This is a genomic window from Sinorhizobium sp. CB7 (assembly GCF_041357635.1).
Lineage (GTDB): Bacteria > Pseudomonadota > Alphaproteobacteria > Rhizobiales > Rhizobiaceae > Rhizobium.
This window is the reverse complement of record NZ_JAULLL010000005.1, coordinates 186,412-208,316: the sequence shown is the minus strand read 5'-3', so window position 1 is coordinate 208,316 and position 21,905 is coordinate 186,412. Positions and strand designations below refer to the sequence as shown.

The 21,905-nt window shown below is 59.4% G+C and carries 18 protein-coding genes and 1 pseudogene; 10 read left to right on the top strand and 9 right to left on the bottom strand.

The window, feature by feature from the left end; translation table 11 throughout:
• Nucleotides 1-4: 4 nt before the first annotated feature.
• Together xylB and AAE029_RS11795 are read right to left on the bottom strand one after the other, a co-directional pair.
• On the bottom strand, nucleotides 5-1,462 hold the full coding sequence (gene xylB, locus AAE029_RS11800) for a xylulokinase (RefSeq protein WP_371073030.1): 1,458 nt from the start codon (nucleotides 1,460-1,462) through the stop codon (nucleotides 5-7).
• A gap of 18 nt (nucleotides 1,463-1,480) precedes the next feature.
• Nucleotides 1,481-2,506, bottom strand: a complete 1,026-nt coding sequence (locus tag AAE029_RS11795; RefSeq protein WP_371073029.1) for a LacI family DNA-binding transcriptional regulator — start codon at nucleotides 2,504-2,506, stop codon at nucleotides 1,481-1,483.
• 220 nt (nucleotides 2,507-2,726) lie between these two features.
• Between AAE029_RS11795 and AAE029_RS11790 the strand changes: the two genes are divergently transcribed.
• Together AAE029_RS11790 and AAE029_RS11785 are read left to right on the top strand one after the other, a co-directional pair.
• A complete protein-coding gene (locus tag AAE029_RS11790; RefSeq protein ID WP_371073028.1) occupies nucleotides 2,727-3,125 on the top strand; it encodes a VOC family protein in 399 nt (132 codons plus the stop codon).
• Between the two features lie 59 nt (nucleotides 3,126-3,184).
• On the top strand, nucleotides 3,185-3,688 hold the full coding sequence (locus AAE029_RS11785) for an AAA family ATPase (RefSeq protein ID WP_371073027.1): 504 nt from the start codon (nucleotides 3,185-3,187) through the stop codon (nucleotides 3,686-3,688).
• Nucleotides 3,689-3,771: 83 nt separating this feature from the next.
• On the opposite strand, the gene AAE029_RS11780 is transcribed toward AAE029_RS11785, so the two are convergent.
• The 3 genes from AAE029_RS11780 to AAE029_RS11770 all read right to left on the bottom strand — a co-directional run bounded on the left by AAE029_RS11780 (nucleotide 3,772) and on the right by AAE029_RS11770 (nucleotide 8,868).
• A complete protein-coding gene (locus tag AAE029_RS11780) occupies nucleotides 3,772-5,610 on the bottom strand; it encodes an ABC transporter ATP-binding protein (protein ID WP_371073026.1) in 1,839 nt (612 codons plus the stop codon).
• A 424-nt stretch (nucleotides 5,611-6,034) separates the two neighbouring features.
• Nucleotides 6,035-7,624, bottom strand: a complete 1,590-nt coding sequence (locus AAE029_RS11775) for a DHA2 family efflux MFS transporter permease subunit (protein ID WP_371073025.1) — start codon at nucleotides 7,622-7,624, stop codon at nucleotides 6,035-6,037.
• 20 nt (nucleotides 7,625-7,644) lie between these two features.
• On the bottom strand, nucleotides 7,645-8,868 hold the full coding sequence (locus AAE029_RS11770; protein WP_371073024.1) for an HlyD family secretion protein: 1,224 nt from the start codon (nucleotides 8,866-8,868) through the stop codon (nucleotides 7,645-7,647).
• Nucleotides 8,869-9,031: 163 nt separating this feature from the next.
• On the opposite strand from AAE029_RS11770, the gene AAE029_RS11765 reads away from it, so the two are divergent.
• The 6 genes from AAE029_RS11765 to lysS all read left to right on the top strand — a co-directional run bounded on the left by AAE029_RS11765 (nucleotide 9,032) and on the right by lysS (nucleotide 16,647).
• A complete protein-coding gene (locus AAE029_RS11765) occupies nucleotides 9,032-9,715 on the top strand; it encodes a TetR/AcrR family transcriptional regulator (RefSeq protein ID WP_371073023.1) in 684 nt (227 codons plus the stop codon).
• Nucleotides 9,716-9,847: 132 nt separating this feature from the next.
• Nucleotides 9,848-10,687 (top strand): GyrI-like domain-containing protein, encoded by an 840-nt coding sequence (locus tag AAE029_RS11760; protein ID WP_371073022.1) that lies wholly within the window; start codon nucleotides 9,848-9,850, stop codon nucleotides 10,685-10,687.
• A gap of 107 nt (nucleotides 10,688-10,794) precedes the next feature.
• Entirely contained in the window at nucleotides 10,795-11,553 is a 759-nt protein-coding gene (locus tag AAE029_RS11755) for a TerC family protein (protein ID WP_371073021.1), read from the top strand.
• A 167-nt stretch (nucleotides 11,554-11,720) separates the two neighbouring features.
• Entirely contained in the window at nucleotides 11,721-13,490 is a 1,770-nt protein-coding gene (locus AAE029_RS11750; RefSeq protein WP_371073020.1) for an SLC13 family permease, read from the top strand.
• A gap of 188 nt (nucleotides 13,491-13,678) precedes the next feature.
• Nucleotides 13,679-15,136: a glutamate--tRNA ligase gene (gene gltX, locus AAE029_RS11745; protein WP_371073019.1), complete on the top strand. Its 1,458-nt coding sequence runs from the start codon at nucleotides 13,679-13,681 to the stop codon at nucleotides 15,134-15,136.
• Between the two features lie 14 nt (nucleotides 15,137-15,150).
• Nucleotides 15,151-16,647, top strand: coding sequence for a lysine--tRNA ligase (gene lysS, locus AAE029_RS11740; protein WP_371073018.1), 1,497 nt, complete (start codon nucleotides 15,151-15,153; stop codon nucleotides 16,645-16,647).
• A gap of 389 nt (nucleotides 16,648-17,036) precedes the next feature.
• Here the strand turns inward: lysS and AAE029_RS11735 are convergent.
• A pseudogene (locus AAE029_RS11735) lies at nucleotides 17,037-17,756 on the bottom strand (hypothetical protein); the annotation flags it as partial.
• 491 nt (nucleotides 17,757-18,247) lie between these two features.
• Here AAE029_RS11735 and AAE029_RS11730 point away from each other — a divergent pair.
• Complete coding sequence (locus AAE029_RS11730; RefSeq protein ID WP_371073017.1) at nucleotides 18,248-19,354, top strand: response regulator transcription factor; 1,107 nt, start codon at nucleotides 18,248-18,250, stop codon at nucleotides 19,352-19,354.
• Between the two features lie 140 nt (nucleotides 19,355-19,494).
• The gene (locus AAE029_RS11725; RefSeq protein ID WP_371073016.1) at nucleotides 19,495-19,668 is read left to right on the top strand and encodes a DUF1328 domain-containing protein; all 174 of its coding nucleotides are present in this window, start codon (nucleotides 19,495-19,497) and stop codon (nucleotides 19,666-19,668) included.
• An 8-nt stretch (nucleotides 19,669-19,676) separates the two neighbouring features.
• Here AAE029_RS11725 and AAE029_RS11720 read toward each other — a convergent pair whose 3' ends face one another.
• The 3 genes from AAE029_RS11720 to AAE029_RS11710 all read right to left on the bottom strand — a co-directional run bounded on the left by AAE029_RS11720 (nucleotide 19,677) and on the right by AAE029_RS11710 (nucleotide 21,809).
• On the bottom strand, nucleotides 19,677-20,174 hold the full coding sequence (locus AAE029_RS11720) for a DUF1772 domain-containing protein (protein ID WP_371073015.1): 498 nt from the start codon (nucleotides 20,172-20,174) through the stop codon (nucleotides 19,677-19,679).
• 66 nt (nucleotides 20,175-20,240) lie between these two features.
• The gene (locus AAE029_RS11715) at nucleotides 20,241-20,918 is read right to left on the bottom strand and encodes a DUF1345 domain-containing protein (protein WP_371073014.1); all 678 of its coding nucleotides are present in this window, start codon (nucleotides 20,916-20,918) and stop codon (nucleotides 20,241-20,243) included.
• Nucleotides 20,919-21,077: 159 nt separating this feature from the next.
• Nucleotides 21,078-21,809: an SDR family oxidoreductase gene (locus AAE029_RS11710; protein ID WP_371073013.1), complete on the bottom strand. Its 732-nt coding sequence runs from the start codon at nucleotides 21,807-21,809 to the stop codon at nucleotides 21,078-21,080.
• Between the last annotated feature and the right edge of the window lie 96 nt (nucleotides 21,810-21,905).

The following is a 21,905-nucleotide window of genomic DNA, read 5'->3' as shown; positions in this document are numbered from 1 at the left end:
CCCGTTAATGCACCGCCAGCGACTTGATCGCCGGATAGAGCGCGCGGTAGCGCCTGTAAGCCTCTTCGTAGGCCGCCGTGAGCGAGGCCACCGGCTCGATCGTGCTGGCCGTCTTAGGCGGCGTGCAGACCGCAACTGGATCGGCGCCCGTCGCCGCGATCAGGCCGAGGCGAGCAGCGCCGAAGGCCGCGCCGAAATCTCCGTCGGCGGGCAGGTCGACTGGAAGGCCGAGCGCGGTTGCAATTGAAGCCAGCCAGTAGCGCGAGCGCGACCCGCCGCCGATCGCTGTAACGCGCGCGATGTCGGTGCCAGCTGAACGCAGTGCTTCGAGATTGTCGCGGATTGCGAAGGCAACTCCTTCGAGAACGGCCTGCGTCAACACGGGCCGATCGCTTTCATGGCCGAGGCCGATGAAGGCGCCGCGAATGGTGGCGTCGTTATGCGGGGTGCGCTCACCGGAAAGATAGGGCAGGAAGGTGACGCCGGTCGGTGCCTTGAGCGTCTCTCCAAGTTCTCCCGTGAGGTCGGCGGCGGATTTGCCTGTTGCATGCGAATGCCAGTTCAAGGCGTCCGTTGCCGACAGGATGACCCCCATCTGGTGCCAGGTGTTCGGAAGCGCGTGGCAGAAAGCGTGAACGGCGCTTTCCGGCTTCGGCAGATAGGAACCGTTGGCGGCGAAGAGCACGCCCGAGGTGCCGAGCGAAACGAAGGCCGCGCCATCGCTGACCGTGCCCATGCCGCAGGCGGAGGCCGCATTATCCCCTGCTCCACCGGCAACGACGGCCTCTCCCGCAATGCCCCATTTGGATGCGAGTTCGGAGCGCAACCTGCCGGCCTGCTCCGTGCCTTCGACCAGCTTGGGCATCTGCTTCTCGTCGAGACCGGTTGCGGCCAAAAGCTCGGACGACCAGTGGCGCTTGCCGGTATCGAGCCAGGAGGTGCCGGCCGAATCCGACATTTCCGAGATGTGCTCCCCGGTCAGCCACAGGCGCAGGTAATCCTTCGGCAACAGAACCCAGCGAACCCTAGCGAAGATTTCCGGCTCATATTTCGTGACCCAGGCGAGCTTCGGCGCGGTGAAGCCGGGAAAGACGATGTTGCCCGTTATCGCGCGGAAGCGCGGATCGGCATCGAGAGCCGCGGCCTCGACATGGCTGCGCGTGTCGTTCCAGAGGATGCAGGGCCGCAGAACCTTGTCCTCGGCATCGAGAAGGGTGGCGCCATGCATCTGGCCGGACAGGCCGATGCCACGGACAGCGGCAAGTTCCTTCGGATGGGCGGCCTTCAGGCCGGCCACGGCTTCTTCGGTTGCTCGAATCCAGTGCGCCGGATCCTGTTCCGACCAGCCTGAATGCGGGCGGGAGACCTCGAGCGCGCCGTTTGCGGAACCGATGATCCGCTGATCGCCGTCGATCAGCATGGCTTTGACGCCGGACGTTCCGAGATCAAGACCCAGATACATGTGCATTCTCCCTTTGCCTTACGGCAGATTGTCTTTCAGGAATATGTCGAGGCGGATGCGTTCCTGCGCCGGGATGAAGCTCAATCCGTCGGCGACGGCCTTCATAACGCGGATCGCGCTACGTACCTCATGACCGGCATCCTGATTGAGAACCGCATCAATCGTACCGTCCATGAGGGCGGCGCGCGTGTGCTCGGTCAATTCATGGGCGACAACCGTCAGTTCTCGGCTCTTTCCCTTTTCGCTCAGAGCTTTGATCAGGCCGCGATTGCCGGCGCCGAGGCTGTATATGCCGCAGATACCGTCATGTTTCGAAAGCACGTCGGCAATCAGCATCTGAGCCGTGTCGGGATCGTCCCGCCCCTCGAGAACAGGCAGGATCGTGAACCGCGGAAATTCCTCGGTCATGACGGCGGAAAAACCCTCGAGGCGTTCGCGATGGTCGCGCACCAGCATCGAGCCGGCAAGCACGGCGATCTCACCCTCCTTGCCGCCGAGGAAGCGGCCGAGCAATCGGCCCGCCGTGCGGCCGGCCGCGATATTGTCGACGCCGGCATAATGATGGCGCCGCGACCCCGTCAGGTCCGAGACGAGCGTCACGACTGAAACACGCTCGGAGACAAGCTTGTCCACGGCCGCGCGGACCTCCGGCGCATCGGTTGCCACGAGAGCAACGCCCGCCGGCTTGTCGGCCGAGAGATCTTCGAGCGCCTTGACCAGAGCGGCAACATCGAAAGCCGGCACCTCCAGGATGCGGATATTCGTGCGCTCGACAGCGCCCTGGGCAATCGCGTGGCGCACCTCGGCGTGAAGGCCGTGCATGAAGGAATTGTCATTGGTCGGAAGGATGAAAGTCAGCGGATAGACGCGTCCTTTGGCCAGGTTGGCGGCAGCGACATCGCGCACATAGCCGATATCGCGAATGGCAGCCTCGACCCTTTCGCGCGTGATGTGCCGGACTCCCGGGCGCTGATTCAGCACCCGGTCGACGGTCGCGAGGCTGACGCCCGCGGCGGCGGCAATATCGTGTACGGTCGGCCTCATTGCTCCTCCTCCAAAATCCTTAGCTCGATTTTTGATGTACGTAAATCAAAAACTCTAAGTCCAATTATTTTTGAGGCAGAGACAAAACGGAAAAGGCTTCTGCGCAAGTGGGCCGCTAACCACAAATGTAGAATACTTCTTCCGCAAGCTCCGTTGCAAATCAGACTTTTGCATGTGAGTTTGCGGCTGAGGATTTGCGACAGAAGGGGGAAGCATTCAGATGATCGGCTATACGATGGTCGGCACCAATGATCTGCCGCGCTCCGTGCGCTTCTACCATCCCATATTTTCCGAAATGGGCTTGGATCAGTGCTGGCGGGATGATCAATCCGCTTCCTGGGGCAGGAAGTCCGATGAGAATTTTCCACGCTTCTCCACGGGCTACCCCTTCAATGGGAAAGAAGCCAATGTTGGCAATGGCACAATGACGGCGTTCCTGTTTGACAATGTGGATGTTATTGATCGACTTTACCAAATCGCCATGCGGGAAGGAGGAGCAAGCGAAGGCGAGCCGGGATTTCGACCCCAATATGGGGACGGCTTCTACGGCGCCTATGTGCGCGACCCCGACGGCAATAAGATAGCTTTCGTCTGCTATCGAGCGAAGAAGTCGGCGTAGAACTTGTGGTCACGTCACAGCAACCCGTCGATCCTGAAATAAATCGAAGGTCAGTATCCATGCTCATTATTCTCGGCGGCTTGCCAGGCTCGGGGAAAACCACCATTGCTCGCGCTCTGGCGAAGCGAATCAAGGCCGTGCATGTCCGCGTTGATACAATCGAGCAAAATATACGAGCTTCGGGCGGATCCAATTCAGACGTTGGTCCGGCTGGATACATGGCCGCCTACGGGATCGCTGGAGACAACCTCACGCTCGGCAACATTGTGATCGCAGATTCGGTAAACTGCCTGGGAATAACGAGAGCCGCTTGGCTTTCTGTCGCAGACCGATCGGCGGTGCCAGCCGTTGAGATAGAGGTTATCTGCTCAGACAAAACTGAACATCGTCGGCGGGCAGAAACCCGGGCAACCGATGTTCCGGGGCTGAGAAAGCCAACATGGAACGAGATCACCGACAGGGTCTATGAAGATTGGGGGCAGCGTCCCACCGTCATCGATACCGCGACGAGGGGTGTCGATGAACTCGTTGCCGATCTGGTTTTGAGGCTTGGGCTCGGCTGATCGGCCGAGTCTTGACACATTCCAAGGAATCTCGCGCGCTGCCTTTTGTATCCTGGCCCGCCAAATTGCGGCGGGCCAGATGGTCAGATGCTTGCCTGCACGCTGTGCAGGCCGGCGTAGACGCCATTTTGCGCCATGAGGTCGTCATGAGTTCCCTGTTCCACGATGCCGTCGCCTGTGAGAACCAGGATACGATCGGCATGGCGCACGGTGGACAGACGATGGGCGATGACCAGGGTGGTGCGGCCGCTCGCCAGGTTCAACAGCGCCTGATGCACTGCCCGCTCGCTCTCATTGTCGAGTGCGCTCGTTGCCTCGTCGAAGATCAGGATCGCCGGATTCTTGAGGAAGGCGCGGGCTATTGTGAGGCGCTGCCGCTGACCGCCCGAGAGCTTGACACCGCGTTGACCGATATCGGTGTCATAACCCTGAGGCAGAGCCATGATGAAGTCGTGAGCATTGGCGGCGCGGGCTGCGGCCTCTATCTCCACATCGGTTGCCTCCGGCCGACCGTAACGGAGGTTTTCCGCCACGGTCCCCGCAAAAAGGTAGACGTCCTGCTGCACCACCCCGATATTGCGCCGGAGCGAAGCAAGCGTCACATCGCGAATGTCCGTGCCGTCAATTCGGATCGTCCCGGCCTGCACATCGTAGAAGCGCGGTATGAGCGCGCAAAGCGTGCTCTTGCCCACCCCCGAGGGGCCGACCAGGGCCACGAATTCTCCCGGCGCAATGGTGAGCGAGAGCCGCTCGAGCACCCTTGGTCCATCGCCGTCATAGCCGAATGCGACGTCGGAGAAATTGATCTCGCCTTTTGGCATAGGCATGGAACGCGCGGTCGGCCGGTCGGTGATATCAGGGGCGACCTCCAATATCTCCATTGAGCGAACGAACCCGGTGTAGCCCTCCTGCCAGAGGCGTGCGAAATTGCCGAGCCGCTGCACCGGATCGACCAGCACCGCCACGCATAGGAGGAATGTCAGGAGGTCGGCGACGGTCAGCTCGGCCGTCAGGATGCGCAGGCTCCCAACGGTGATCACCAGTATGATGATAAGCTGGGCGAAGGTCTCCGTGCCGGCCGAAAACCAGGCCTCGCTGCGGTAACCGTCGGCGCGGCTTTGCAGGAACCGTCTGTTCTGCTCAGCGAAACGTTCTTTCTCCAGCGCCTCGTTGGCGAAGGACTGGACGACGCGGACGCCGCCAAGGGCATCCTCGACCCGCTCGTTGACGGCGGCGATCTGCCGTTTGCTCGCTTCGAGCGCGCGGTTCATACGCCGATTGAAATGCAGCGCATAGGCGACCGCCGCTGGGGTGAGCAGGAGAATAAGACCGGCGAGCGGCGGATCGATGTAGAACAGGACCAGCATGGCCCCGCCATATTTGAGCACGGCAATGGCGAGATCTTCCGGGCCGTGATGAAAGAGCTCGCCCAGCCACAGGGAATCGTTGGTGATGCGGCTCATGAGCTGCCCGGTGCGTTGCCTGTCGTAGAAACTGAACGAGAGCTTCTGGCAATGTTCGAAGAGCTCCTGCCGGACCGTGGCCTCGATACGGGCGCCCATCACGTGGCCCTGATAATCGACGAAGAAGATCGCGACCGTCTGGACCGCCAGAACGGCAAGCATGATACCGCCCACTGCAAGAACCTGTGCGTAGGCCGGTGGCGTGTCGGTCAGAGCCGGAAGACGGCTCGTCACGAAGTTGGCGCAGAGCGGCAAGGCCACCGCCGTACCGGCGACGAGGATGGCACAAATGAGGTCCGCAAGCAGCAGAGGCAGGTGCGGACGGTAATAGGAGAGAAATTTGCGTATGCGCCACCGGCGCCTCTCGAGGTCGGCGGTGTCGGAATCGTCGCGGGAGAATTTCGGGAAGGGCTTATAGCGCGGAGTGCTCTTCCTCGCGCGTGGGAACAGAATATTCATGAAGCAGAATGTCCTTGTGGGTAATCTTTCCTTTCTGGTTGGACAGGGTCGCTTTCATGTCAGTCTCCCAAGCTCGGAGGAATTGAGGTTTCAGCATTGCAGACAACCGCCGCGATCGCAATGCCGCCGCGGAGAAAGGATGAGGATGTCGCTCGAAGGCAACAGCGGGCCGACCAAAGCGGCTCGGCTTTGCCAGCAACGGCCTGACGAAGCACTGAATCGGTTCTCAAAGCGGTATGCCGAAAAGTATGCGCGGTTTTCCCGCTAACCTTTTGATCGAGAGACGGGTTCAGATCAATTCCACCTGAACTCATCCTCTCTAATGCATGTCGCACAAAAGTGTGCAGCGGTTTTGCGGCAACGACATGCATGAAAAACAATCCGCTAAAGCGCATCGCGTGAATCTCTTTTCACGCGACAGGCTTTAGTGACCGCCGCCGCCTGCGCTGGCCGGAGGCGGTTTCGGCTTGCTGATCATCAGGACGCCGAGGATCATTGCCAGGAAGAGCACGGTCAGCATCAGGAAAATATCACTGAACGACAGGATTATCGCCTGCCGCTCGGCCATGTTCACGAGCTGTTTGACGGCGGCCATCGATCCGTCCATGCCGTAGGAATTATAGTTTGCGGTCATATTGTTGATCCGCTCGACAGCGGCAGGATTGCCCCAATGCACGTGCTCGCGCAGATGCATGTAGTGCACGTCCTGTCGGCTTGTCAGAACCGTGTTGATGATAGCGAGCCCGACTGCGCCGCCGAGATTTCGCGTCAGGTTGAAGAGACCGGACGCGTTGCGGATGCGGGCCGGCGGCAAGGTTCCGAGTGCGATATTATTGATTGGCACCATGCAGAGCATCAAGCCCACGCCGCGCAGGATCTGCGGGATCAGCAACTCCCAAAAATCCCAGTCAGTGGTCAGATGCGTCATGATCCACGTGCCGGAGGCGAAGCTGGTGAAGCCGATCGTCATGATGACGCGCGGGTCGAGCTTGCCCGAAAGGAAGCCCGCGACCGGGGCGGTGAAGAACATGGCGAGACCGGAGACGAACATGGTCTCGCCGATCATCAGCGAATCGTAGCCGCGGATACGGCCGAGATAGACCGGATAGATATAGGTGAGGCCGTAGAGGCCGATGCCCATCACGAAGGAGAACATCGAGCCGAACGCGAAGTTCTTGTTGGAGAAGGCTCTGAGATCGACGACCGGGAATTCCACCGAGAAGGCGCGATAAAAGAAGACGACGCCACCGATGACCGACGCGATCGCTCCCACGACGATGAGCTCGTCATTGAACCAGTCGTTCGAATTTCCCTCCTCCAGCACATATTCGAGCGCGCCCAGGAAGACCGCCATCGACAGGAGGCCCCACCAGTCGAACTTCTTCATCAGAGACAGCTCCGACTTGTCGAAGTCGATGAAGTTCCAGGTGATGAGCGTCACGAAGATGCCGGGGATGATGTTGACGAGGAACAGCCAGTGCCAGGAAAAGGCATGGCTCAGATAGCCGCCGACGGTCGGGCCGATGGTCGGCGCCAACGTGGCGATGAGGCCGATGATAGGTGAAACGACGTTGCGCTTCGATGGCGGGAAAATCGTAAAGGCGGCCGCGAAGACCGAAGGGATCATGCCGCCGCCGATGAAGCCCTGGATCGCGCGGTAGACGATCATCTGGTCGATATTCGTCGCGGTCGCGGCGAGAGCGCTCGACAGCGTGAAGCCAGCGGCCGAGATCGCAAAGAGATAGCGCGTCGAAATGATGCGCGCCAGCGTTCCCGACAGCGGGATCATGATGACTTCGGCGATGAGATAGGCCGTCTGCACCCAGCCGATCTCGTCCGAGCCGGCACTCAGGCCGGCCTGGATTTCCGCAAGCGAAGCGGAGACGATCTGGATGTCGAGGATCGACATGAACATGCCGAGCACCATCGCGAAGAACGCGATGAGCCTTTTCGGATCCATATGGTCTGCCGCAGGTGCGGAAACCGGGACCGATCCTGCCGTGGTGGCGGCCATCTCTCGCCTCCCGAAGACGGTTACTTGACTTCAGCGGTCTCAGTCGGCGCCGTGCGGGTATCGACATCGACCACGACGCTGAGGCCGGCACGCAGTCTGCCCGTGTCCAGCGCTTCCTGCGGCAGCGCGATGCGAACCGGGACGCGCTGGATCACCTTGGTGAAATTGCCGGTGGCGTTTTCCGGGGGCAGCAGCGAGAAGACCGAGCCGGACGCCGGCGAGATCGATTCGACGGTACCGACGATCGGCTTGTCGTCATAGGCGTCCACATGCACGTTGACCCGCGAACCGGGAACGAGATGCTGGATCTGCGTTTCCTTGAAGTTGGCGTCGATATAGAGCTGGCGCGTGGGAACGAGGGCCATCAGCCGTTGGCCGGGCGAGACGAGATCGCCTTCCTGAACCGAGCGATTGCCGACAACGCCGTCATAAGGCGCCTTCAGCACGGTGAAGGAAAGGTCGCGAGCCGCCTTGTCGCGCTGGATTTCCAGCGTCCGGACGGAACCTTCAGCTTCCTTGCGCTGTGCCTGCAGCAGCGCCACATTGGCCTCGGCAACCTTGATATTGGCATCGCCGGCGACGAGGTTGGCCTTGGCCTGATCGAGTGCGGTATTTGCGGTATCCAGATCCGCCGCAGTGCCGACGGATTTTGCCCGGAGTTCGCTCGCGCGCCGCTGGTTGATCTCGGCGCCGCGGACTGCCGCCTCGAGCGCAACCTTCTGTGCCTGCGCCTGGGACACGCTTGCCTTTGCGCCTTCAATCTGTGAATCGATGCGCTGCAGGGACAACTGCTCGGTCGCAATTTGCGCTTCCGCCTGCTCAAGAGCGTTGCGATAGTCGCCGTCATCAAGGGTCGCCAGGACGTCGCCGGCCTTCACCTGCTGGTTGGCGACGACGTTCACCTTGGCGACGTAGCCCGTCACCTTCGGGGAAATTGTCGCGATATCCCCTCCGATATAGGCGTCATCGGTGGAAACCATGAACCGGCCGTTGATCCACCAGTTATAGCCATACCATCCGCCGCCCGCCAGAAGTGCGAGAACGACGATTGGCAATACAACCCCCCGTCGCTTTTTCTTGGGCGGAGCGGGCGGTGCTTCGACCTGAGCGACGGGGGGCGGGGGATTGCCTCGCGCATCCGCAGTGGGGATATCCGCGGATGCGCCAGCGTCCTGCTTCGCCGCGTCGGCTTCAGCGGGATCGTTAACGATGCGTGCTACATTGCTTTTTTGCGTGGGCGTCATGGGGGCTAACACCGGTAAAGGAACAAAGTAATCGAACCGAACCGTTCGGTTCAGTTTCCATGTTGACATAAAGCCTTTCTCACCTCATATCAAGGGGTATCGAACCGATCAGTTCGATTTGGTTAAAGATTCTTCGGAAATGGTGATCACGGCACAGGAGAAAATGGCTCACGAACCCGACAATGCTGCCGCCGTCCACAGCCCGCCCGCAGCCGGTGGCCGCTGGGCAGCCGGCGAAGATCCGGTCAAACGGCAACAAATTCTCGACGGCGCACGCCGGGTCTTCATGAAGATGGGCTTCGATGCCGCGAGCATGAATGACGTGACCCGCGAGGCCGGGGTCTCCAAGGGCACTCTCTATGTATATTTCGCCAATAAGGAAGAACTCTTCACCGCGATGATCGATATCGAGCGGACGAATTTCGTGGCGGCGGTGAGAACGGCCCTGAGCGAAAACGCCGATGTCGCGTCCGCACTCTATGAGTTCGGAATGACCTTTGTTGCACACATGACCGCCGATAAGGTCATCAATGCGATGCGCACCGTGCTCGGTGTTCGGGAGCGCATGCCGAATCTCTGTCAACAATTCTTCACCGGCCCAGAAAACTTGCGCACTGTCATGATCGATTACCTCAGCCGACAGATTACGGAAGGCCGGCTGAAAATCGATGACATCGACCTGGCAGCCCGCCAGTTCCTCGAATTGTGCAGCGGCAGCTTCTTCAAGTTTCGGCTTTTCGGCGCCATGGAAACCCCACCTTCGCGTGACGAGATGAATAGGGTTATCTGCGGCGCGGTCCGCGTTTTCCTGGCGGCCTACGAAGTCCGCGAGGAAAAGTCCGTTTAAGGCAAAAGTGCGAAGCGGTTTGGCGCCTGGATTCCATGCGCCGATTCCGGCCCGCTGCTATAATCCAGCAATTGCGATCAAACCTGCGGAGCGGCAAAGCCCTATAAGCGGCTCGCTACCAAGGGAGTGACTATGGGCGCCATCGGACGGGCGATCTGGTTCATAGAAAGCCATTTCGCAAATGATATTTCGCTGGAGGAGATCGCGGCGGCAGCCGGGATCTCGCGCTATCATCTGTCGCGCGTCTTCGGGCTTGCGACCGGCCATTCAATCAGCGGCTACATCCGTGGGCGCCGTTTGAGCAAGGCCGCTTGCGCGCTAACCGATGGCACATCCAACATTCTCGAGGTCGCGCTTGATGCGGGCTACGGCTCGCATGAGGCTTTCACCCGTGCCTTCCGCGACCAATTCGGTGTCACACCGGAAACGATTCGCAGACAGCGGCACGCCGACAATCTCACTTTGCTGGAGCCGATCAGAATGGACGACACAAATCTTCCCAAACTCGAAGCACCGCGCTTCGTGAACCAACCATCACTGCTGCTTGCAGGACTCGCCGAAAATTATACCTATGACCGCACCGAAGGTATTCCGTCGCTTTGGCAGCGTTTCAATGCCCACTTCGGCCATATTCCCGGCCAGGTCGGCAACGTCGCCTATGGCGTCTGCACGAGTGGTGAGGACCAGGCGGAGGGCTTCCGCTACATGGCGGCTGCCGAAGTCACTGACGCAAGCGGACTGCCGGAGGGATTCTCGACCTTGAAGCTCCCAGCCCAACGCTATGCCGTCTTCACCCATCGCGGCCACATCTCCGAGATCAAGTCGACCTGTCGCCAGATCTTCGGTACCTGGCTACCGGCCTCCGGTTATGAACATGGCAGCTTTCCCGACATGTTCGAGCGCTATGATGATCGCTTCGATCCCTATACCGGCACAGGGGTCACGGAAATCTGGCTGCCTCTGAAGGAATAAAATCGTCTTCCGTTTCGTATACCCCCTTACGGCAGTTGCTAAGCAATTGCGTATCCTTACATTGCGAGCGTCATCAATCATTTGGCGCAAAGGGGGTATACACGCCGATGCAGGACATCATGATGCTCATTCAGGATCCGACCGCCTGGGTGGCACTCATCACCCTGGTCACCCTGGAAGTCGTCCTCGGGATCGACAACCTGATCTTCATTTCCATTCTAACGAACAAGCTCCCGCCCGAGCATCGCGAAAAATCTCGCAGAATCGGCATCGGCCTCGCCCTCCTCATGCGCCTTGGACTGCTCGGCACGATCGCATGGATCGTTCAGCTTACCGATCCGCTCTTCGAGCTATTCGGTCACGGTTTCTCCTGGAAGGATCTGATCCTGATTGCGGGCGGTCTCTTCCTCGTCTGGAAAGCGACCAAGGAAATCCATCACAACGTCGATCCCGCTGACCATGAGGAGGATTTCATCGCAAGTTCCGCGACGGCCGGATTTACGGCCGCGATCGGCCAGATCCTGCTGCTCGATCTCGTCTTCTCCATAGACAGCATCATCACCGCCGTCGGCATGACGCCGCATCTGCCGATCATGGTGGTCGCCGTCGTCGTGGCCGTTACCGTCATGCTGGTTGCCGCGACGCCGCTTGCCAACTTCATCGAGAAGAACCCGACGATCGTCATGCTGGCGCTTGCTTTCCTCCTGATGATCGGCATGACGCTGATCGCGGAGGGGATGGGCGTCCATGTGCCGAAGGGCTATGTCTACGTCGCGATGGCCTTCTCTGCGTTGGTCGAGGTGCTGAACATGCTGGCGCGGAACGCTCGGCGCAGGAAAAAGGCCGGCGCAGCACTGGAGGATTGATCATCGTCCATCCGGCCACTCTCTCCGCCCGCCGGAGAGAGACAAGCGGGTGAATATCCATGGCGCATATGGGAACTTTGCGGTACTACCTGCATTGAATCGCTGCATCGGAATCATGGTTTCGATGCAGGCTTGCGTATTTTCGCTTCTCAATTTCCTGGAGCAGCATGACAACGCAGCAAGCTCTCGCCTTCGGCGTCATCGGCCTGATGATGGCAGTCTTCATCTGGGACCGCTTCCGCTATGACGTTGTTGCTTGTTGCGCCCTGGTCCTGTCGATAGCGCTCGGGCTTGTGCCCTATGAGAAGGCTTTTTCAGGCTTCAGCGATGATATCGTTATCATCGTCGGCAGCGCGTTGATGGTCAGCGCCGGCGTGGCGCGCTCCGGGATCGTCGATAGCGCTATCAAGCGTTTCTTTCCGAACCTGAATTCGCTGCATACGCAACTGGCGCTGCTCCTGATCGTCGTCACGGTGCTTTCCGCCTTCATCAAGAATATCGGTGCGCTGGCGATCATGATGCCGGTCGCCTTCCAGTTTTCCCGCAAGATCGGCGTTTCGCCATCGCGCTATTTGATGCCGATGAGCTTTGCCGCACTGATCGGCGGGTTGATGACGCAGATCGGCACTTCGCCAAACATCGTGGTGTCGCGGCTGCGCCAGGAGATTACCGGCACCTCCTTCAGTATGTTCGATTTCACCCCGGTCGGTGCCACGCTGGCGCTGGTGGGCGTCGTGTTCCTGATCTTTTTTAATCGGCTCGTACCGGAGCGTCAGAAAGAAAATAAGACGTTGGACGAAGCACTCGAGGTGAAAACCTATTTTTCCGAGGCAACTGTCATGGAGGAATCCAGTGTGGCGGGCAAGCACCTGGGGGACGTGATAAAGCTTGGTGATGGCGATGTTATCGCGACCGCGATCCTGCGGGGCCACTCGCGCATGTCTCCCTTTCCGGACGTCGTTTTACAGGCCGGGGACACGATCCTCCTCGAAGGAAGCCCGAACGCGCTCGACCGCGTGGTATCGCACGCAAAGTTGAAGCTCGCCGGCAAGCCGATCGCGGCTGCCCGCGAGCAAAGCAACATAACTTCGATCGAGGCGGTCATTACCCCGGAATCGCTCCTGATCGGCCTCTCTGCCCGGCGGCTTTCGCTCTATAACCGGCGGGGCATCAATCTGCTTGCCGTCAGCCGCCACGGGCATCGCCTGACCGAACGGCTCGGGGAACTAACGCTGCAGCCCGGCGACGTCGTCGTTCTCCAAGGCAACCGCAGAAGCCTTCCCGGCTTTCTGCAGGAGTTTGGCTGTCTGCCGCTCGCCCACCGCGAGATCCTTCTCGGTGCGCCGCGCCGGGCCTATATACCGTTGCTGATTCTGGCCGCCGCCATGGGCGCGACAGCGATCGGTCTCGCACCGGTTTCGGTCGCCTTTTTTATCGCGGCGCTGGCGATGGTCGTCTTTCGCGTCATACCATCGGCCGATATCTACAAATCCATCGACGGACCTATCCTCATCATGCTCGCGGCGCTGATTCCGGTCTCGGACTCCTTGAGAACGACCGGCGGCAGCGAGTTGATTGCTGGCTGGCTCGGGCATTTCGCCTCTCAGATGCCGCCCTATGGCGCACTGGCGCTGATCCTGATCACAGCGATGGCGATAACGCCCTTTCTCAACAATGCTGCGACCGTGCTGGTCATGGCACCGATCGCCGCGAGCTTTGCGCACGCGCTCAACTTCAAGCCCGAGGCTTTTCTGATGGCAGTCGCCATCGGTGCCGGTTGTGATTTCCTGACCCCGATCGGCCATCAGTGCAATACGCTGGTCATGGGTCCCGGCGGCTACAAGTTCAGCGACTATCCGCGGTTGGGATTACCTCTGTCCTTTATCATCATCCTCGTCAGCGTCCCGACCCTGCTCTACGTCTGGCCCGTTCGCTGACGTCCGATCAAGCAGTTTTTCTTGACGCGACCTGATGAATATGGCCTAAGGCCAGCCAAACGGAAAGTTGCCGGAATGACGAGGGCAACCGCCTTTTCCAGCCGACTTTCCGATCCTGACAGCACTTTCTTCATGGCCGGGCAATGCTTCTAACGGAAGCCGCCGGCATCTCATGACGGGCAAACAAGATGACCATTTCCGGCGTTCGCGTCCGCATTGCTCCTTCTCCGACCGGCGAACCGCATGTCGGCACCGCTTACATCGCACTCTTCAACTATCTCTTCGCCAAGAAGCATGGCGGCGAATTCATCCTGCGCATCGAGGATACCGATGCGACGCGCTCGACGCCTGAATTCGAGACGAAAGTGCTGGACGCGCTAAAATGGTGCGGGCTCAAATGGTCTGAAGGCCCCGATGTCGGCGGCCCCTATGGCCCCTATCGCCAGAGCGACCGCAAGGACATCTACAAGCCTTACGTCGAGAAGATCGTCGCGGCCGGTCACGGCTTCCATTGCTTCTGCACGCCGGAGCGTCTTGAAAAAATGCGCGAAGCGCAACGTGCAGCCGGCCTGCCGCCGAAATATGACGGACACTGTCTGAACCTTTCGGCCGAGGAAGTCTCCTCGCGCATCGCCGCCGGTGAGCCGAATGTCGTGCGCATGAAGATCCCGACGGAAGGGGCCTGCAAGTTCCATGACGGCGTTTATGGCGATGTCGAAATCCCATGGGATGCCGTCGACATGCAGGTGCTGCTCAAGGCCGACGGCATGCCGACCTACCACATGGCAAACGTGGTCGACGACCATCTGATGAAGATCACCCATGTTGCCCGTGGCGAGGAATGGCTGGCTTCGGTCCCGAAGCACATTCTGATCTATCGCTATCTCGGCCTCGAGCCGCCGGTCTTCATGCATCTCTCGCTGATGCGCAATGCCGACAAGTCGAAGCTCTCGAAGCGCAAGAATCCGACTTCGATCTCCTATTACACGGCGCTCGGCTACATCCCCGAGGCGCTGATGAACTTCCTCGGCCTGTTTTTCATTCAGATCGCGGAAGGCGAAGAGCTTTTGACCATGGACGAGCTTGCCGAGAAGTTCGATCCCGAGAACCTCTCCAAGGCCGGCGCCATCTTCGATATCCAGAAACTCGACTGGCTGAACGGCCGCTGGATCCGCGAGAAATTGTCGGAGGACGAATTCCGGCATCGCGTTCTCATCTGGGCGATGGAGAACGATCGGCTGAAGGAAGGCCTGAAGCTGTCGCAGTCGCGTATTTCCAAGCTCGGCGAGCTGCCGGATCTGATGGGCTTCCTCTTCAAGTCCGACCTCAATCTTGATCCGCAGGCCTTCGCCCGCATCAAATCGTCACCGGAGGAAATCCTCGAGATCCTCAATACCGTACAGCCGGATCTGGAAAAGATCCTGGAATGGAACGTGGAATCGATCGAAGCGGAACTGCGCGCCATTGCAGACCGCATGGGCAAGAAGCTAAAGGTGGTCGTGGCACCGCTCTTCGTGGCGGTATCAGGCTCTTCGCGTTCGCTGCCGCTTTTTGATTCCATGGCGACCCTCGGTCGCGCTGTCGTGCGCCAGCGCCTGAAGCTCGCCTCGCAGGCCGTCGCCTCCCTCGTAGGCCCGAAGAACTGAACGGGACGTAGACTATGAACCAAAAGACCGAAACCGCCGCCCTTTCCTCCGACGCAACGGAAGTGCGCGCGCAGAAGCTGAAGCTGCTGCGTGAGCAGATCGGCGATGTCTATCCGGCACATTTCCATCGCACGATCACCAATGCCGAGCTGGCAGCGAAATATGAGGATCTGGAGCCTGACACCGAGACGCAGGATGTCGTCACTGTCGCGGGCCGCGTCTATTCCTCGCGCAATTCCGGCATGTTCATGGATATCCATGATGCCTCGGGCAAGATCCAGATCTTTTCCCACAAGGATGTGACGGGCGAAGAGGCCCGCGCCCTGCTGCCGATGATCGATCTCGGCGATATTGTCGGTGTCACCGGCCTCGTGCGACGCACGAAGCGCGGCGAACTCACCATCAATGCGCAGCAGATTACCATGCTGACGAAGTCGCTGTTGCCGATGCCGGAGAAGTATCATGGTCTTTCTGACATCGAGTTGCGCTACCGCAAGCGCCATCTCGACATCCTGACGAACGAGGACTCTAAGCTCCGCTTTCAGCAGCGTAGCAAGATTGTTTCCAGCATCCGCCGTTTCATGGAAAATGACGGATTCATGGAAGTCGAGACGCCGATGCTGCATTCGGTCTATGGCGGCGCCACGGCCGAGCCCTTCAAGACGCATCACAACACGCTGAAGCTCGACATGTATCTCCGCATCGCGCCGGAGCTCTATCTGAAGCGGACGCTGGTTTCCGGGCTCACCGACAAGGTTTTCGAGATCAACCGCAACTTCCGCAACGAAGGCGTCTCCACCCGGCACAATCCCGAGTTCACGATGATGGAGTGCTACTGGGCCTATGCCGATTACGAGGACATCATGGACCTCGTCGAACGGCTGTTTGCGACGGTGGCGATCAGCATCCACGGTAAGACGGAATTCACCTTTGGTGACAAGGAAATTTCCTTCAAAGGCCCCTTCCGCCGCGTCCCCATGCCGGATGCCGTCAAGGAAGCGACCGGCATCGATTTCCTTGCGATCAAGACTGACGCGGAAGCCCGGGAAACGGTGAAGAAGGCTGGCTTCGAGATCGACAAGGACGCCACCTGGGGCGAATGCCTCGCCCACGTCTTCGAGGAGACGGTCGAAGGCACTTTGATCCAGCCCGCCCATGTCACGCATTTCCCGAAGGATATTTCACCTTTCGCCAAGGAAGTGCCAGGCGAGCCGCGCCTTGTCGAGCGCTTCGAAACCTACTGCAATGGTTGGGAACTCGGCAATGCCTTCTCGGAGCTGAACGACCCGGAAGAGCAGCGCGCCCGCATGGTCGAGCAGCTCGAGCAGGCCCATGCCCGCGGCGAAATGCAGAAGGAACTGGACGAGGACTTCCTCGACGCGATGGATCAGGGCATGCCGCCGGCCGGCGGTCTCGGCATCGGCGTCGACCGTCTGATCATGCTGCTGACGGATTCGCCTTCCATCCGCGACATCATCCTCTTCCCGGCACGCCGCAGCAAGGCCGACTGACCGCAGCCGCGCCGAAGGATTCCTCGAGCCGGATACAGCGCCGTGCATCTTATAAGACGCACAAAGGTCGCTCTCACACTTTAAATGGATCGGAGGTTCCGTCAGAGCAATTCCAGGAAAAGTGCGAAGCGGTTTTCCGTCCGGAATCGCGTGAAAACAAAAGGTTACAGCGGTGCGTCGATTCCATGAAAAGCCGAACCGCTCTAGTTCGCGGCCCGGGCGGACATGGCGTCCGGTCGGCTGGCCGTGCCCATCGATGCCTCCCCGGTTCCCGGCGCACCTCCCTCCGTCCGGTTTTGCGAAGTGACTGATCCGGTGCTTTCCTGATCGGTACCCGGCGCCTTTTCCGGCTGGGTCTCATGCTTCTGGGCGGGCTGCTCGCCTTCCTCATCGGGGGGAGGCCCTTCTGCCGGCGCCTCCTCGCCCGCTGGTGCGCCATGACCGCCCCCTTCCGCTCCACTGCTTTCCTTGCTTTCGGTGGCCTTTCCAACGCCCGACGCGCCATGCCCTCCGGAAGCTCCTGGGCTGGCAGCGGCCACCATCGGATCTTCACAATCGCTATGATCCTTCAGGGCCGAGCTCAGATGTTCGATGTCCTGCAACGGCATCTCTATGCGTTCGCCGAAGAAGAGGCCCTCGTCGCTCGCCTCGCCATTATAGTATTTGGCCGTATACGGCTGCGGATTGACGCCTTCGATCATCTTTCCCGGATGTGGAATGAAGACCACGTCGGCGCCGATCGCCCGACCACGAATGTCGGAGCGCAGGCTCGGCCCGTTCCGGTCGAGGACGACGACCTGCACGAGATCTGGCTTCTGGGCATCATAGATCGCCTTTGCTACGCGCAGCGCCGTTTTCACACGCGTCTCACCGTCTGTCGGCTCGGTCTTGATGTATTTCCGGATCCAGAACCGGTCCTGCTTGCGGATCGTCACGAGATTGACATCGGTACACTTCAGCCCGTTGTTTGCTTCCAGGACTTCGCCGAGCAATCTGTCTTTGCCAATAAAGAGCGCGGTCGTGCCGGACGCGCCCGCAAGGAGCGCGATCCCGCCGACAATGATAAATAGCTTCCGGGAGGGCCGGAAAATGCGCAGTAGGGCCTTCACGCCAACTGCTCCGTCATTGACGCACTCCAACGCGATACAGATGTTGCTTCGACGCTAGAGAAATGTCGTTTCTGAATGCTTAAGCGAATAAGGAAACTCTTGAGTATATTTGGGAATACCGAAAAAGGTCCGAGCGCTGCTGCACGCTAGTCACAGTTCACGACAGCGTGATTTCGCCAGTTATTGGAATTAATTTAAGACAACTTCAATATTCCGCAGCATGAACAAAGAAGAAAGAGCGCTCGGGAACAGCTAAAAAACTGCGTTCTGCAAATGCAGGGCGCCCATTATCTTTCCTGTTATCGGCTTCGTCTCAGCCGATAGATGATCCAAATCATGGACGACGAGCGACAAATACCGCAGGCGGCCTCCCGCCGGCGCCAGTTCTGAGGCCGGAGAGCTCCGTCGTTTGCGGTTGTCCTGTCTTTCCGTCATAGTTTCGTAGGTTTGCCTCCGGTGGGGGCAAAGAATTTGAGGCAGGTGCATTTTCCATGACTGCACGCGTCGACATCTCGGAGCTCGACCGAGCAATGACTGGGTTGCTGGAATCCGCCCTGATGCCGGAATGCTGGCCGCAGACCCTGGAAGCGATTTCCCGCGCAACGGGCTCCGTGGGCGCCCATATCTTGCCTGCTCGTGGCAGATTCTCGCCCGGCTTCCTGACGACGCCGAATCTTCTGGACGCATTCCAGGTCTATTTCGACGAAGGCTGGCACCTTCGCGATTTTCGCGACCGCAGCCTGGCGACTGTCCTAGCGAAGGGATCAGCCATCGAGCACGACATCGCCTCGGAAAACGAATTCAGACATTCCGAATATTACAACGAGTTTCTCATGAGGTTCGGCCTTCGCTATTCCGCGATCATTGGCTTTACCTCAGGTGACACGCTGTTGACCCTTAATCTGCAGCGCACCACAAAGGATCGTCCGTTCGATCATGAGGAGGAACGGGCTCTGCTCCGGATGCAGTCGCAACTGACGGCATCCGCCGAGCTCATCCGCACCCTGCAATTGGCAAAAATCGAAGGCATGAGCGAGGCCTTCGAAATGGCAGCCGTCGCCTGCATCTTTTTCGACAGGTGGGGCCGGGTGACGCGTCTGAACAACCGCGCCGAAAAGCTTCTCGGTCAGGAGATCAGGATCAAGAACAGGGAACTGACCGCCGGACGCAGCGAAGAGACCGGCATGTTTCGGCGGCATTTGCGGGCCGTTCTCTCAAACGCATCCTTTGTCGACACCGCGGTTTCGACGCCGGTGCTCTTCACAAGACGCGGGAGGCAGTCGCTCGTCATCCGCGCCCAATACCTGCATGGCCTGCCGGCAGAGATCTTCTCACATTCCGTCGCTGTGGCCACCATCACCGATCTGTCGGAACGCGTCATCCCGAATATGGGCCTGCTGCGGCGAATATTTTCATTGACGCAGCAGGAAGCGACCGTCACCCGCCTCCTGGTGGAGGGGCTTTCGGCGCGAGAGATAGCCGAGACCTGCGGCCTGCAATACGAGACCGCAAGAGGCGATGTGAAGAGGGTATTGGCGAAGACCGGCACTCAACGCCAGGCCCAGTTGATCTCGCTGCTTGCCACCCTCAAGCTTTAGCTCCGGAAGCCTTGGCCGAAAATTCACTGACTTCATTCCCGCAGCATTCCTTCTGACGGCATGCTCCGATTCCGGGTATCCAGGGAACATTTTTCTCTTTTCGGCGTCATTCAATGAATGAAAAACAAGAGGAGGCACCCATGCTCAAGTGGGCCCTTATATTCTTCGTAATTTCTTTGGTCGCTGGTTTCTTTGGCTTTTCAGGACTTTCAGCGGCGACTGCGACCATAGCGCGGGTATTGTTCTTCATCGCGCTCATTATTTTCCTGATCTTCCTGGTTCTTGCTCTTCTCGCCGGCCAGGCGGTCGTTTGATCGCACGGCTATTTCTGCGTGGAAGCTCGAGCCGAGCCAGTTTCCACCAGGACCGACAGGAGCAAGAAGGTCATGCCGACGAATTTCATCATCGCGATGATGGCATGACTGTATTCCCACTGATTGCGGACCGAGGCGAAATTCTCCGGTATCGGGCCGGGTGACCAGGTGGCCATGATTGCGTTCATCGGCGCGACAAAGGCGAACCAGATTGCCAGACCTGCCGCCATGAAGGCTGAGCCGGCAATTGTTAGCTGGAACGATGGACGCCGGTTACGAACGAGGAAGGCGAGCAGGGCCGATGCGATGATCGCCAAGACGTCGATCGCCGCACCGGCTGTTCCAAAGATAAGGTAGAGGCCACCAAAATTGGTCACCATCATCCAGAGTGCCGGCTGCCAGCCGAGCCGAACAGGCATTTCCATGAGATGGCAGAAGGAAAGGGCCAGGCTAAGGGCGGCGAGGAGAAGCGTCAGCAGCCTGAAAAGCAGGATCCGTCGTGTCATGGGGATATCCGCCGCTTTTCTTCCGAAAAACCGAGGCCGGCATCATTTGTTCCTGAACAGGCATCCTCACAACAGGCTCGCGCCGACATTGATGGCCAGCGCCAGGATGGTCGCGTTGAACAGAAACGATAGCACCGCGTGGAGCAGGACCAGCTTGCGGATGTATCGCGACGAGATCGCCACGTCAGCTGTCTGCGCGGCAACGCCGATCGTGAAGGAGAAATAGAGGAAATCCCAATAGATGGGTTCGCCGACCGGCTCCGGGAATTTCAGGCCGGAGCCGTTGCCGGAGCCGGCATAGTAACGATGGGCATAGTGGATCGTGAAGATCGTATGCAGGAAAACCCAGGAGATGAGGATCGTCAGCACCGCCGCGCCGGCCCGGCCAAGTGCTACCTCCGAACTGGCATTCTTGAGACCGTGGAGCTCGATCGCAATGCCTGCGATACTGGCAAGCGCCGCCGCAATCGAGAGAAACAGCAGCAGGACATCGGAAAAATCGAGATCGGCCGACCGTTTCTTGATCCGGTGAATATCGGACGTCAACATCCTTCGCCAGCTGATGCTGGTGAAGACGAGCGCCGCCACGTTCCATCCCACCAGGACATTTCGCGCGTTGAGCTCGCGCGACGTCAGCAGGACGAAGACGGCAAGCCCGACCAGCACCGCAACGACGAAACTCGACTGCTTGCGGATGAGGCCGACGAGCGATGATCCCTGCTGACTGTCTTTGTCTGGCTCCATGAGGTGCTCCCGCCCGGCTCCTCTTTAGTATCAGCTCGATAGCGGCAGGAGCAAGTATACTGCATGTTTCGTTGGATCGGGCTCGATTTAAGAAACATGCAGCAATTCAAAGCTCTACAGCGACCTTGTGCGTCTGAAAAGGTGCTCGGCGCTGTAGCCTCAGCCAGTCCAGCCGCCATCGATGATGTGGATCTGACCGGTGGTGAAGCCTGCTTCGTCGCCGGCAAGATAGGTGACCAGGGCAGCGATTTCCCTGGCGTCGGCAATGCGGCCCATGGGCTGGCGCGCGATGAAATCATTCAACGCCTTTTCGTAATCGCCGGTCGCGCGCAGCCGCTCGTGCAGCGAGGGGCTGTCAACCGTGCCGGGACAGACGGCGTTGCAGCGGATGCCACGCGAAACGAAATCGGCGGCGATCGATTTGGTAAGCCCGATGACGGCCGCCTTCGACGCGCTATAAGCGAAGCGGTTGGCCACACCCTTGATGCTGGAGGCGACCGAGGACATGTTGACGATCGAGCCTTTGCCCTTGTCCAGCATGCCGGGAAGAAAGGTCCGGCAGGTCCTGTACATTGCCTTGGCATTGAGATTGAAGGAAAAATCCCAGTCCTTCTCGTCACAGTCGAGGATCGTCCCGGCGTGGACGAAACCGGCGCAGTTGAAGAGGACGTCGATCGCGCCGATCTTTTCCGCAAACGCCTCGACAGCGGCGCCGTCAAGAACATCGAGCACGTGCTTTTCTGCGCCTTCGACCGTGGCGAGCGTCTTCTCGTTGATGTCAGTGGCGACGACGCGCGCGCCGAGCGAAACAAAACGTTCCGCCGTCGCCCGGCCGATGCCCTGCCCCGCCGCCGTGATCAGAACGGTCTTGCCCTCCAGCCCGTGGCCCATGCCTGCTCTCCCTTTGATGCACGATCCGGCTCGGACCGATAATTTATATGCACGATATATTCACGGGACCGTCAAGCGACTGCCGCGGCCTATGCA